Raw genomic sequence first — 13,524 nt, forward strand, 5'->3', positions numbered from 1 at the left:
ATTTAAGCTACATTTTTTTCATCTTTCTCAGTATCGTTTTCATTATCTGGGTTTAACATCACATCCCCAGCAGGTTCGCAGTTCCTAACATCACCCGACCAGCGAGATGGATGCTCAGCTTTTGCAGACTTCAATACTTCTTTTCGCTTCATTAATACCAAATTGTCTCTCTCTTCATGCCTCTCTTGAGGGGTGACGTAATTGATCTTGCTGTGTTTATGTTCTTTGTTGTACCACTGTACAAAGCTTTCAACCCAATCTTGAGCCTCTTCTAAGCTTGCGAAACCTTTCGCCGGCCAGTCTGGGCGGTACTTTAATGTTCTGAATAATGCTTCAGAGTAAGGATTATCATTACTCACACTTGGGCGACTCAATGATGGTGTAACGCCTAATTCTTCTAGCTTTGCTTTCATAGTAAAAGACTTCATTGGCGCACCATTATCTGAGTGCAAAATCAGTGGTGTATTAAAGCATTGCTCTCGTAACATCGTCCTCTGTATAAGCTCTGCGGCCTTAATTCCACACTCTTGTTCATGGACTTCATAACCAACTATTTTTCGGCTGTAAATATCTTCAAACATATACAGATAATAGAACTTACCTTTGATGATCGACGCACAATAAGTGATGTCCCATGACCAAATCTGATTCGGCTTTGATGCCTTGTAGCTCTTTGGTTTGCTTCTCTTTTTCACTTCTTTTTCTCGGCCTCGACGATTAAGTTGGTTATGTTGCTTTAGCACTCGATAGAAGCTCGACTCTGACGCAATATAAATCCCTTTATCCAACAAAGACGGAACAATTTGTGACGGTGGCAAACTGGCATATTCATTTTGATTACAGGTATCTAAAATCAGCTGACGTTCCTGCTCAGACAACTTGCTTTGAGGCTCGGGGCGAACCGAGTCAGGGCGCAAATCTTTTTGAACTTGACCATCTTTATACCAACGGCGATAGGTTCTTTTGCTCAACGGAACTTCCTTACAAGCAGGTTCTAGTCTCGCACCTGCACGGCACGCTTCTTGGATTAATTCGATAAGTTGCTGCCTTAGATTCAGTGGCGTTAATTCTCCTCGTTTTCGTCCTCCCATAAGAGGTTGAGCTTTTTTCTTAGCACCAACAAAGCCGTTGTTTCTGCTAAGGCTTTTTCCTTTCGTCTTAGATCTAATTTCAGTGATTTAATCTCAGATTTGTCGAGTTTAGCCTGTTTTTTTGCTTTTACTTTTTGCGCTGTGCTTGACTGAAAACCACCGAGGCAATCTTGTTTCCATTGCTTGACTTGCTCTTTAAATATTCCTTTCTCACGACAATACTGATTTAACTGAGATTCAGTCATTATTGCGGTTTCAATGACAACAGCTAGCTTTGCTTCGGCTGACCAATTGTCTGTATTTAAGGTTTTCCCTGGCACTGGATGTCCTGCTTCTTTTGCTTTATCTCGCCAATAATACAGGGTATGTACAGAAATGCCTTCTTCTCTTGAAATCGCAGCGATTGTCATATTGTGTGGAGGAAGCATTTTACTCAGTACAGCTTCTTTACGTTCAATTGAATAATGTGTCATTTAGGTGTCTAACTTCCGCTCCCTAAACAGTTTAAATTGATTAAATTTTAGGAGTGACAACAAGTCTGACACAGGGGGACGGCCAGAGTTTGATCGATTAACTTGGTTTTATTGTGATTCCAGTATTCGTGGCGGATTAGATTGGGATCGATTCTGCGAAATTGAAGTTCCGTTACCTCATCTAGATATTCAAAAAAAGTATGTTGCAATACACCACGCTTTAGAAGTTAGAAAAGAGATAAGTCAACGCTTTGAAGCGATACTTAAACCATTATCTCCTATATTGCTGCGTGGTGTAGTTGAACAAATGGAAAATGAAAAATAAGAGTTAACTTAAATGAAATTCACAGAAGAAAGGCTGGAACAAGCCATCATTGAACTGCTAGGGAAAGAAGGTTATCCACATACGTGTGGTTCGGTGCTGGACAGAGCACCCGAAGATGTTTTGATTAAGTCTGATCTTCGTGAATTTCTAGCGAAACGTTATCAAACCGATGGCATTACTGCTTATGAAATAGAGCAAATCATCCATAAGCTTGAATACCTTCCTGCTTCGGATCTCTACGATACCAACAAAGCCATTATGAAATTTATTTCTGATGGATTTTTGCTAAAGCGTGAAGATGCCAGCCAAAAAGATTTATACATTCAGCTTATTGACTTTTTATCGGTAGCTGAAGGCTCGAATCCTTCAGATAATAACATCTATCGAATGGTCAACCAGATGGAGATACAAGGCTATGAGCTGCGTATCCCTGATGGCATTCTCTACATTAACGGTTTGCCGCTTGTGGTGTTTGAATTTAAAAGTGCCATTCGTGAAGAAGCGACCATTTATGATGCATATAAGCAACTAACTACTCGTTATGACCGAGACATCCCAGAGCTATTCAAATACAACGCCTTGTGTGTAATAAGTGATGGTGTAAATAACAAAATGGGTTCTTACTTTGCCCCGTACGAATTTTACTACTCTTGGCGCAAAATTACGGGTGAAGAAAAGCTTGATAAGGACGGTATTAATTCACTCTTTACCATGATCAGCGGCTTGTTTAACAAGCAGCGTTTAACCGATGTGATCCGTCATTTTATATACGTACCTGACACCTCAAGCAAACAAGAAAAAATCGTTTGTCGTTATCCTCAGTATTACGCAGCTACAAAGATTTTTACCAATATTAAGCAACATATGAAACAGGTAGATAACCAAGGTAATTTGATTGATGCTGATGGCTTACGAGATGGTAAAGGTGGTACTTACTTTGGAGCAACAGGCTGTGGCAAGAGCTACACAATGTTGTTTTTATCTCGCTTATTGATGAAAGATGTTGAGCTGGGTAGCCCGACCATCATTCTTATTACTGACAGGACTGATTTAGATGATCAGCTTGCTGGGCAATTTACCAATGCAAAAACTTATGTAGGCGACCAAAACATCATAAGTGTAGAAAGCCGTGCAGAGCTTCGTGAGCAGCTGAAAGGTCGGAAAAGTGGTGGTGTTTTTTTAACAACCATTCATAAATTCACTGAAGATTTAGCACTACTCACTGAACGAACCAATGTTATTTGTATTTCAGATGAAGCGCACCGTAGCCAAACCAATTTAGAACAGAAAATTACGGTTACCGAAGATGGCGTAAAAAAGACGTTCGGCTTTGCTAAGTATCTACACGACTCGTTACCAAACGCTACTTATGTCGGCTTTACGGGTACACCAATTGACGCAACACTCGATGTATTTGGTGCAGTGGTGGACAGCTATACAATGACAGAATCGGTCTTTGATGAAATTACGGTTCGTATTGTTTATGAAGGTCGTGCGGCAAAAGTGCTATTAGATGGCAAGCAACTTGAGCAGATAGAAAAGTATTATAAAGAATGTGAAGAAGCAGGCACAAACGAATATCAAATTGATAAAAGTAAAAAGACCATGGTCAGTATGTCTACCATACTGGGCGATCCTGATCGTATTAAAGCCATTGCGAAAGATTTTGTTGAGCATTATGAAAACCGTGTTGAAGAAGGCACGACTCAAAAAGGCAAGGCAATGTTTGTCTGTAGTAGCCGTGAAATTGCTTATCAACTTTTCAAACAATTAGTTTTACTTCGCCCTGAATGGGATGAAGTAAAAGTATGCGAGGACGGTGCGACATTATCTGAAAACGATAAGAAAAAAGTTAAGCCGATGGAACGAGTTAAAATGATCATGACTCGTGACAAAGACGATGACAAAACGCTTTGGGCGAAGCTTGGCACTAAAGAGCATCGTAAGGAGCTGGATCGTCAATTTAAAAATGAGAAATCGAACTTCAAAATTGCCATCGTGGTTGATATGTGGCTAACCGGTTTCGATGTGCCATTCCTCGATACCATTTATATTGATAAGCCTCTTCAGAAACATAATTTGATTCAAACTATTTCTCGAGTAAACCGTAAGTTTGAAAGTAAAGAGAGTGGTCTGGTTGTCGATTATATCGGTATTAAGAAGCAGATGAACCTTGCTCTTTCTCAATATACTGGCGGTCAAAAGCAAGACATGGAGGACATTAAACAATCTGTGATTGTGGTGAAAGATCATCTGAGTTTGCTCGATGCTTTATTTCATAAGTTCAATTCCATGCCTTATTTTAACGGAACATCATTAGAACAGCTGCACTGTTTAAATGCTTCCGCTGATTATGCTTTGAGAACAAAAAAGTTTGAAACAACCTTTATGGATTTAACCAAACGCCTTAAGTCGGCTTATGACATTTGCGTAGGCAGTAGCGAGTTAAACCAAGCCCATAAAGATAAAATTCATTATTACCTAGCAGTTCGTACTATTGTATTCAAGATCACCACTGGGGGCGCACCTGATGTTGATCAAATGAATCGTAAGGTACGAGATTTAGTTAAAGACGCATTACTTAGCGATGGTGTCGAAGAGATTTTTAAACTTGGTGATGACCATGACGGTGAGATTGATATTTTCGATGAAGATTATCTTGTCAAGTTAGAGGTGATTAAGCAACCAAATACCAAGCTACAGTTGCTTCAGCAAATGCTTACTAAGGCTATTGGCGAGTTTAAAAAAACCAATAAGGTTAAAGGCATAGACTTTACAAAAAAGATGAATGAGCTGGTTGAGAAGTACAATGAGCGCGATGAACAGGATGTGCTTCGCTCTGAGGTAATTAACGACTTTTCTGACGAAATTATTAATCTATATAATGAACTGCGTGAAGAAATGGCTTCGTTCGGTGAGATGGGAATAGATTTTGAGGAAAAAGCTTTCTTCGACATTCTGATCACATTGGCACAAAAATATGACTTTACCTATCCAGAAGACAAATTGCTGGAGCTCTCCAAAGAAGTAAAAAAAGTAATCGATGATAAGGCTAAATACACCGATTGGAACAAACGAGAAGACATTAAAGCTGAGCTACATTTTGACTTAATTATCCTTCTTGATGAGTGGGGTTACCCACCAATTGATCGTGATGAAGTGTATAAAGAAATTTTTGAACAGGCTGAGAATTTTAAAACAAATAGAGCGTCGTAATCAGTTAAAGGGCAAGGACGAATGATAACTAAAGAAAAACTTAAAACGCTGATTTGCGCTGCACTATCTGAAGCGAATTTGACAATAGTTGATGCCGATGTAGATAAGCATTCACTTGAAATACTTCCTAAGTTGGAAAAAATAACAAGTTACCCCGATTGGGATGATTCAGCTACTCGCCCTGATACGATGGCAGAAATTGAGTTCATTGTTATTCAATTAAATGACAATGAGAAATTTAAATCTCATTTAATGCAAACCCTAGTTAAATGTTTAAAGCTAAGTGACAAAGCAAGCCGTCCATGTTGGTTTGTTGGTGCTCATTGGAGTGGTGTTGATCAAACTAAAAAGTTTCTTGAAGAAGGGATCTGGGAAAATGGTTACGATGAAAGATACATTCAGGAAGTAAACAGTATAAAAGTCGGCGATAGGATTGCTATTAAATCTACTTATACCCGAAAAAGAAATCTGCCTTTTGATAATCGAGAGCACACTGTATCTGTTATGGGTATCAAAGCTGTCGGTACAGTTTTAGAAAATAAAAAAGATGGCAAGGTTGTATCCGTCGTTTGGGATAAAACATATGAAAAGCCAAAAGAATGGTATTTTTATACTGGTAGGCAAACTATATGGAAAATAGAACCAGGAGAATGGATCACTGATGCTCTGATTGATTTTACCTTTAATGAAGCTGAACAACAGTATAAGAAATTTACCAATAATAACTTTTGGAAAGAAAGGTTTGGGGATATTCCAGAGGTAGATGTTAGATTTAAATGGACAAAATTTTATGAGTCAATTGCAGACTCTTTACTTGAATTTAAAGAAAATAGACAACCTTTAATTGATTTTGTTCTCAGCGTTGCAGATAAGTTTGAACTTTCATATTTACGAAATAAAGGACTTACAGATATTGACCCGTTGACTGTTATTGGGTTATTCAATCGTGGGATAACAAACGAAAATCGAAAAGCTATTGCAAGTGAATTAGCTTCTTTTTTAAAGGTTGACGTTCCTGCACCAGATTCGTTTGAAGCTATACCAATCCTCAATAACCAGAGATCTTGCTTTTTTTGGGGCATGGGAAAACGGGATGATGATGTTATCGATGAGCTTTGGACTTTATTCGAAACAGCAATACTTTTTGCTGATGAAGAGTCCGGTGTTCAACCTGAAAATTTTGTTTTTAATTACAATACTGTTGCCTCCCATAAAGGAATAAAATGGAACCTTACAATGGGGCTCTACTGGATTCGTCCTTGGTTTTATCCTACGTTGGAAAGCCAATCACAAGATTATCTAAAATCTCTTTCTGTAAAACCGCAGTTCACAGGCGTAAAAAAAACTTGTACAGGCGATGATTATTTGAGGCTTAGAGAAAATTTGCTACTACGCTTTTCTGAAGATACTTTTCCTGTTCACTCATTCCCTGAACTATCTTTAAACGCTTGGCAAAAGCCTATTCAAGTTGAGCCTGATTCAACATTAACATGGAAAAAATCAATTTTATCAAGAATCGAAGATTTGTGTAAAAATAAAGAATCTTCTGAATTTTCCCGTACTGAATTCTTAGAACTGTACTTTGACGAACTTAGTGATCTATTCCCTGAAAATAATGCAGTTAAATCCACAATTGATAGACATATGCAGATTTTGAGAGATGAGGGTGAAATTGAATTCTTAGAAAGAGGAAATTATGAGTGGCTTAGCTATGACTACGTAGAGGTGCCATTGATGGCTATTCCTGCACAAGCGGCTATCGAATCTTATCACATAGACAGTATTATTAATGATGGCTGCTTTTTAAGTAAACAAATCTTAACCGATGTACTAAGCCGTTTAAGAGACAAGAAAAACTTAATTCTTCAAGGCCCTCCTGGCACTGGAAAAACTTGGCTGGGAAAACGATTGGCATACGCTTTAATCGGTAAAAAGCAAAAAGCATTTATTAAGGCAGTACAATTCCACCCTAACTTATCTTATGAGGATTTTGTTAGAGGCTGGCGTCCAACTGGTGATGGCAAACTATCTTTGTGTAATGGTCCATTTATGGATTTTATTGAACTTGCACAGCAAAACCCAGCAAATAAATATATTGTTGTCATTGAAGAGATAAATCGTGGTAATCCTGCCCAAATTTTCGGTGAAATGTTAACCCTTCTTGAAACCGATAAACGAACACCCAGTGAAGCATTAGATTTGAGCTATCGAAAAGAGTCAGATGATCCTGTTTACATTCCTAAAAATCTATATGTAATAGGCACAATGAATATTGCTGATCGGTCTCTAGCATTAGTTGATCTAGCTTTAAGGAGAAGGTTCGCATTTATAAATTTACACCCTTCTTTTGGTGAGCCTTGGCGAAATTGGGTCAATAATAAAGCTGGTATTGAAAAATCCATTCTAGAAACAATTGAAGCTAGAATAAATTCATTGAACAACGAGATTGCAACCGACAGTAGTTTAGGAGCACAGTTTAAAGTTGGTCATAGCTATTTTACACCTAGTGAAGAGATTACTAATCCTGAAAACTGGTTTCAGCAAGTAGTTAAAACTGAAATTTATCCTTTGCTTGAAGAGTATTGGTACGATAATTTGGAAAAAGCTATTGAACAAAAAGAAGAATTGTTGAAACCGTTATGAAGGTAAAAGATTCAGAGTCATTTGTTCAATATAGTGCTGGAATTCCAGTTAGAAACCTATGGTTGCTAATGCTTTATGCTTCAGATTTTAAGTACTTAGCATCGGAGTATTGTGGTAGTGAATCAATTGATGAGAATGTAGCCGATTTAGTAGCAGATATTCTTTGTTCTCAAGTTGAAACAAGGTTGAAACGAAACCTTACTTTTGGATATCGAAGAACATCTGGCGAGTTAACTCGTATAAGAGGGAAAATAAATTCTTTAGAAACTTTTTCCAACCAACTACTTCTTAAAGGAAAAGTAAGCTGTAATTATGAGGAGCTATCCATTGACACTCCTAGGAACAGGTATATTTGTGCGGCACTCGAAAAAATTTCTAGTTTGGTAACTAAAAAATCAATCAAGTCTCATTGCGTTAAGCTAAGAAGACAAATGGTTCACCTTGGAGTTTCCCACCTCTACTCTATTGATTACTCACCTAAAAATGATAGATTTGGTCGACATGAAAAATCGGATAAACAAACACTAATTGCAGCAGAGTTAGCTTTTAATCTTGCACTGATTAATGAGTCATCAGGAAACAAAGAATACCCAAGGCCCGATAAGCAGGAGCACTGGGTTCGGGATTTATTTGAAAAAGCCATATCTGGTTTTTATAAAATGAAGCTAAGCGGTCATTGGAAATTAAAACCAAAGAAAAAAATTCAATGGCAAGCAGAAGATAAATCATCAAATATAGATAAATTTTTACCTACAATGGAAGTCGATATTTTTTTGGAGTCTAAATATCTTCAAAAAAGAATTTTTATCGATACTAAATTTACAGGTATAACTCGCAAAAATCGCTTTCAACAAGACAGGTTCAAGCGTGACTATATTTTTCAACTCTATTCTTACTTAAGATCACAAGAGAGTGACAACGACCAATTTAGCTTGAATTCAACCGGAATGTTACTCCACCCGTCAATTGGAGTTAATTTTAATGAACAGGTAACAATACAAGGGCATATTATTCGCTTTTGTACCGTGGACTTAACCTTGAGTTCTTCTGAAATACATAAGCAGCTTCTGGCTTTAATTTATTGATACCTATTGTTCTAAATCGGTACTTTTTAACCTTTGTACTGAATGAACGCTTTTAAGTTTAATCGATTCTCCAATTTCCATTTTGTCTTCATTGTTTCTCACCATGACATATTTTTTCAAACTCGCCGTTGCCTCCGCCGCTACGCCTTGTCTTTCCAACTCTTTAGCAAATTGCTCACGCCATACTTGTGGTAATCCTTTTCTAACATGAAGTCTTCTACCATCAAAACCAAGATTTTTAATTGTAAGATGAACATGTGGGCTGTCTGTGTCAGTGTGGAGTGCAAAGACATATTGATGGTTTTCTGAGAAGTTTTTTTTGGCAAATGAGCGAACAGCTTGTTTTACTGCTTTAGGTTCTGTGCCGAATGGCATGGATAGCACAAGGTGTGTGCTGTGTCGGGTTCGCTTTCGTTGTTGGTAGTCGGTTTCATTCCAGTCTTGTGCGAGTTGATGAATGGTTTGTTGGTCTTGGTACACTTGCCCTACTTCGTCTTCTAGCTCTAGTTTTCCGTTGCGGCTGATGTAATCAAAATGGTTTGCAGTGTGTGCATTGTTGTAACCAAAGCCGCTGATTTTTACCATAACTTCAGGTGGCTTTTTATTGTGTCTACCATTACCTCTAACTCGGTTGGATTTGGTTCTGACATCGCCGTTGAGTAAGTTGTATATTCTATCGTTAATTAATCGGCTCATTATTCACCTAAAACTTATGAACAAAGTGACAATGGCGCTGGGTACCCGCTTTCGCTGGTACGACGAAAAACTACTCATCACTAAACTCCAATTCCCATCGTTTACAGTTTTGGTTGATCAGCTTGTTTACCATTGATTTGTGATCTGCAATTTTGTTATCCAGCATTTCAATCATTTCTCTGGTGATTTTGTCACTGTGCCGGAAATCGATATTCAAGACTCTGGCAATTTGATTGAGATTCCGGCCTAGTGCCGCAAGTTGTCGATTGGAATCTCTTAGCACTTGCATTTCATCATCAGTAAGAACTGGTTCACGGTATAGGTTTGCCATGATAGATGCCCTTACCCAATTACTTTGGCTTAAGTACCCTTCTGCTATGGCTTGCTGCTGAACTTTTTGTAGGCAATGTTTAGTAAGGCGAACTGACACTCTGTCGGTTTTGAGTTCGTTAATTTCGGCATCGTTACCTGCTTCCGGTGTGACCTTGTTGATCATCATCCGCAGCATATTGGATTGGCTGATACCGCTGTCTTTACAAAACTGTTGCCAGTTAGATTTTTCAAGATCGGATAAGCGTGTTTTAACGATATTATCACCCATGCTGTACTCCTGAATCAGCTAGGACTTAGTGTTTTCTTTATTTCACTTTTTTGTTTAAATTTCAAGCAAGAGATTGTAAGTTTGAAGCTATATTTTGTGTGGTACCAAATGCAGAAAAAACTGGTACCAAATGTCACCGACGATGGCACCATTTGTCACCACCTTGCGAATCCTGCATTAGTAAAATAAGCACTATCTTTCAATTTTTACAACAATTGGCTTATTTCAGGTATCGGAATAAAAACCACGCCAAAATTGGTTTTGTTCATCTCTTGCGGCGAGATGCAAATACCATTCACACTGATTAACTGTGTTTATTAGGGGGCAGTAGCAAAGTCAGTACAAGGCGTAATGACGAATCATAGCCTTAGCTATGGTGAGGAATTGCAACACAGTAATGGCGAAGCTAATGTTCCATTTATTACATAGTTAATTGGTACGAATGGTATATTCACTTTAATGTGTGAAAAATCCCGTTCTATGATAATTTAGCCTGATTCGGGAGTATAAAAGTTAAGATTTACTATTTTTTGAGTATTTATTAATTGTCTCTACACTTTAACTTGTTACGACAATGATAAATTAAGGCTATTTTCAATATGATGGAAACACTTGCACAGCGCCTCAAATTTGTTATGAAAGAGGCAGGTATAAACCAGTCTGAGCTTGCTGTACGTGTCGGTATCAAACAACAGGCGATTAGCCGTATGCTCAGGGGGGTTACTAAAAACTCTCGCTACTTTCTGCCCATTTGTAATGAGCTAAGTGTCAGTCCAAAGTGGTTAATGGAAGGCATTGGAGATATTTATACCAGAGATATTAATTCTGACGCTGTAATTCATCGCATACCTTTATTAACGCTCAAACAAGTGTTGAACTGGCCACAAAATAAAGCGCAACTGGCTGATGAAATTATTGAGACTTGGTGGGAAATATCCAGCACCAATGTTGGCCAAGATGGTTATGCAATTCGAGTACGTGGCGACAGTATGGAAGGCCAAGGTCATCGATGTATTTCTGAAGGGTGTGTATTGATTGTAGAATCGACATCTGAGTACGAATCTGGTGACTTGGTGATTGCTAAACTACCAACATCATCTTCAGCTTGTTTTAAGCAAATTGTTGATGAAGCTGATGCAACCTACTTGATGTCCTTTAACCAAAATTATCCTTTGATTAAGTTTGAAAATGGCGAAGTGTTGGGTGTAATACGACAAGCGATTTACGAATATTACTGATCTGCCCATTAAATTGTTGCAACCACTAACCACATTTTGTTTTTCAACATTTGCTGAGCACGTCTTACCGTTTGCTTCTCGGAATGGAATAGCTTGATACTGATTTGCCCAAGTTCTTGCTGCCTTAATCTTAAAGGATTGGCTACAAACCAATCTGTAAAGTAAATGCCATCTGATATTCGCCATTCATAGCCTTGCTGATCTTCTATCTTGATGCTGTGAAGTAAATCTGCTGCTATGTAAGTTAAGATTTCAAAAAAACTTTCAAACTCATTTTCTTGTTCATTTAAATCCTTATAGCTTTTGATAGCTTGGGTTAAACAAATGCTAAAAAGAGACTCATCAAATATTCTAATACTGCCTGAAAGGTAATAGGCAAAAGCCTTAAGGTGAATTGCAGCTTCTGGAAAACTTGATAAAAACTGAGTTAACTTAGGCGATAGGCTTAAATGCTTTACTCTCCAACAATCTAGCGTTTCATCGACACTGATGGTTGATACTTTTAACTGGATAATTTTTGTCATAGATCACCTCGCTATATTACTTCAATAACGAATCCATTCAGACTCTCCTGTTCACTAATTCATACTTTTCCTGTAAAAAATATCTCTGAAAATCAAACTGTTTTCATGTGCCAAAGTAAACAAAGATTAATTTCTTGTTCCTTGACTATATAGAACGGTAAATCTTAAGCTGGCTCGAAACATCCAGAATAACAAGCCTTGCGTAATTCATTAATTACTTTAGCTAATTTGGCGTTTACAAAAATTATGCAATGAAGCCGTTAAATCAATGTTAGGTAAGTTTGTAATAAAGATTAAGACTATTGAAGGAATAAGACTCTTAACAAAAACAAGGTAATAAGTGACTATGCAAGTGACATTCAAAAAAGCCTTTTTCATCGTTTTTTTGCCGTTTGCCATTGCCTTTATTCTAAGCTGCCTTTTTAGAACAATGAATGCGGTATTAGTGCCGACTTTACTGCATTTAACACAAGCCACGCCATCTGAGCTAGGATTGTTAAATGCAACCTACTTTCTCGCCTATGCTCTATTTCAAATACCGTTAGGTACTCTTCTCGACAACTATGGTGCAAGAAAGATCCAGTCTGTGTTGTTTATCATCGGTGGCCTTGGGTTGCTCTTATCTGGAGTAACGAATCACATTGGAGTTATCGCTATTGGCCATGCTTTGCTTGGGATAGGAATGTCCGGTGGTTTAATGGCAGCATTTAAGATGATCGTTCAGTGGTTTCCCAGCGAAAAAATTCCGATATTAAATGGAATCATGATGACCTTTGGCGGCATTGGAATACTTCTATCAGCAACGCCTACTGAATATTTAGTTTCTCATTACGGGTGGAAGGTTCTTAACATCAGTTTTGGCATTTTTGCTATCTGTGTTGCCGCACTTATTTATTTAGTCGTTCCAGAGACAAAAGTAGCCACTGAAAAGTCTAGCCTATCAAAGCAACTTAAAGCTCTTTCTGAAATATTTAAATCAAAATATTTTTGGTCTATTGCACTCATTACCACAAGTGTTTTGCCAAGCTTTATGGCCATTCATGGTTTATGGATTGAAAACTGGCTGCAAACTGTGTCAAACGCACCACAAAGCAAGATTGACGTTTACCTAGTTATCATGGCTATCGCTATGACCATTAGCTTGTTGTCAACCGGGTATATAGCCAGAGTAGCCAATCACTTCAAAATACCACTTGAGAACATACTGGCTTTTCTTGTTGTTATTTATATCGCAATTGAGCTGGTACTGATCACCGCCCAAAGCAATTACGACTGGATTTGGTGGGTGCTGTTAAGCTTAATTTCCCAAATTTTTAACTTGTCATACGCAGTGCTAACTCAACACTTCCAAAAAACACATTCAGGCCGGGCAAATACAGCATTGAATGTTGTGGTATTTTCTTCTGTTTTTGTCATCCAATATCTCATTGGATTAATCGTCACAGCATCGAATCATTACTTTGATTTAGCAACAAGCTATAAAGTGAGCTTTATGCTGCCAGTGTTGATTCAAGCGTTCTGTCTTGGTGTGTTTTTTCGGTTAAAAAAAGAGCTTACTGTTTAAAAATAAGTTCTGCACCGCTTTCATGCTTGAGTCTCTTTTATAGCATTTTCGATGCAGTTCTCCTACTT

9 protein-coding genes are annotated in these 13,524 nt (G+C 37.9%); 5 read left to right on the plus strand and 4 right to left on the minus strand.

Going from position 1 to position 13,524, the window contains the following annotated elements; genetic code table 11:
• Positions 1 to 2: 2 nt before the first annotated feature.
• A protein-coding gene (locus E2I05_RS15035; RefSeq protein ID WP_425325188.1) for an IS3 family transposase occupies positions 3 to 1,564 on the minus strand; the annotation gives its coding sequence in 2 pieces (ribosomal slippage) (positions 3 to 1,084 and positions 1,084 to 1,564; 1,563 coding nt in all).
• 337 nt (positions 1,565 to 1,901) lie between these two features.
• Between E2I05_RS15035 and E2I05_RS15040 the strand changes: the two genes are divergently transcribed.
• Genes E2I05_RS15040 through mcrC form a run of 3 tightly spaced genes read left to right on the plus strand, consistent with a single transcriptional unit; the run spans position 1,902 to position 8,833 of the window.
• On the plus strand, positions 1,902 to 5,105 hold the full coding sequence (locus E2I05_RS15040) for a type I restriction endonuclease subunit R (protein ID WP_121853967.1): 3,204 nt from the start codon (positions 1,902 to 1,904) through the stop codon (positions 5,103 to 5,105).
• A 21-nt stretch (positions 5,106 to 5,126) separates the two neighbouring features.
• Positions 5,127 to 7,748, plus strand: a complete 2,622-nt coding sequence (locus E2I05_RS22625; RefSeq protein WP_243641091.1) for an AAA family ATPase — start codon at positions 5,127 to 5,129, stop codon at positions 7,746 to 7,748.
• A complete protein-coding gene (mcrC, locus tag E2I05_RS15050; protein WP_121853968.1) occupies positions 7,745 to 8,833 on the plus strand; it encodes a 5-methylcytosine-specific restriction endonuclease system specificity protein McrC in 1,089 nt (362 codons plus the stop codon). Before E2I05_RS22625 ends, mcrC begins: the two co-directional genes overlap by 4 nt.
• Before the next feature lie 3 nt (positions 8,834 to 8,836).
• Here the strand turns inward: mcrC and E2I05_RS15055 are convergent, their stop codons facing one another.
• Positions 8,837 to 9,529, minus strand: a complete 693-nt coding sequence (locus E2I05_RS15055) for a relaxase/mobilization nuclease domain-containing protein (protein ID WP_121853969.1) — start codon at positions 9,527 to 9,529, stop codon at positions 8,837 to 8,839.
• Positions 9,530 to 9,599: 70 nt separating this feature from the next.
• The gene (locus tag E2I05_RS15060) at positions 9,600 to 10,130 is read right to left on the minus strand and encodes a plasmid mobilization protein (RefSeq protein WP_121853970.1); all 531 of its coding nucleotides are present in this window, start codon (positions 10,128 to 10,130) and stop codon (positions 9,600 to 9,602) included.
• Positions 10,131 to 10,729: 599 nt separating this feature from the next.
• Here E2I05_RS15060 and E2I05_RS15065 point away from each other — a divergent pair.
• Complete coding sequence (locus tag E2I05_RS15065) at positions 10,730 to 11,368, plus strand: LexA family protein (protein ID WP_121853971.1); 639 nt, start codon at positions 10,730 to 10,732, stop codon at positions 11,366 to 11,368.
• Positions 11,369 to 11,376: 8 nt separating this feature from the next.
• Here the strand turns inward: E2I05_RS15065 and E2I05_RS15070 are convergent, their stop codons facing one another.
• The gene (locus E2I05_RS15070; protein WP_121853972.1) at positions 11,377 to 11,892 is read right to left on the minus strand and encodes a hypothetical protein; all 516 of its coding nucleotides are present in this window, start codon (positions 11,890 to 11,892) and stop codon (positions 11,377 to 11,379) included.
• Positions 11,893 to 12,244: 352 nt separating this feature from the next.
• Here E2I05_RS15070 and E2I05_RS15075 point away from each other — a divergent pair, with 352 nt between their 5' ends.
• Positions 12,245 to 13,456, plus strand: coding sequence for an MFS transporter (locus E2I05_RS15075; RefSeq protein WP_170179640.1), 1,212 nt, complete (start codon positions 12,245 to 12,247; stop codon positions 13,454 to 13,456).
• The last annotated feature ends 68 nt before the right edge of the window (positions 13,457 to 13,524 follow it).

The sequence above is a fragment of the Parashewanella spongiae genome (assembly GCF_004358345.1).
Taxonomy (GTDB): Bacteria; Pseudomonadota; Gammaproteobacteria; order Enterobacterales; family Shewanellaceae; genus Parashewanella; species Parashewanella spongiae.

Bases quoted from the DNA above. Each gene is read 5' to 3' on its own strand.
- E2I05_RS22625 (WP_243641091.1), top strand. From the start codon at position 5,127: ATGATAACTAAAGAAAAACTTAAAACGCTGATTTGCGCTGCACTATCT.
- mcrC (WP_121853968.1), top strand. From the start codon at position 7,745: ATGAAGGTAAAAGATTCAGAGTCATTTGTTCAATATAGTGCTGGAATT.
- E2I05_RS15070 (WP_121853972.1), bottom strand. From the start codon at position 11,892: ATGACAAAAATTATCCAGTTAAAAGTATCAACCATCAGTGTCGATGAA.
- E2I05_RS15055 (WP_121853969.1), bottom strand. From the start codon at position 9,529: ATGAGCCGATTAATTAACGATAGAATATACAACTTACTCAACGGCGAT.
- E2I05_RS15060 (WP_121853970.1), bottom strand. From the start codon at position 10,130: ATGGGTGATAATATCGTTAAAACACGCTTATCCGATCTTGAAAAATCT.
- E2I05_RS15065 (WP_121853971.1), top strand. From the start codon at position 10,730: ATGATGGAAACACTTGCACAGCGCCTCAAATTTGTTATGAAAGAGGCA.
- E2I05_RS15040 (WP_121853967.1), top strand. From the start codon at position 1,902: ATGAAATTCACAGAAGAAAGGCTGGAACAAGCCATCATTGAACTGCTA.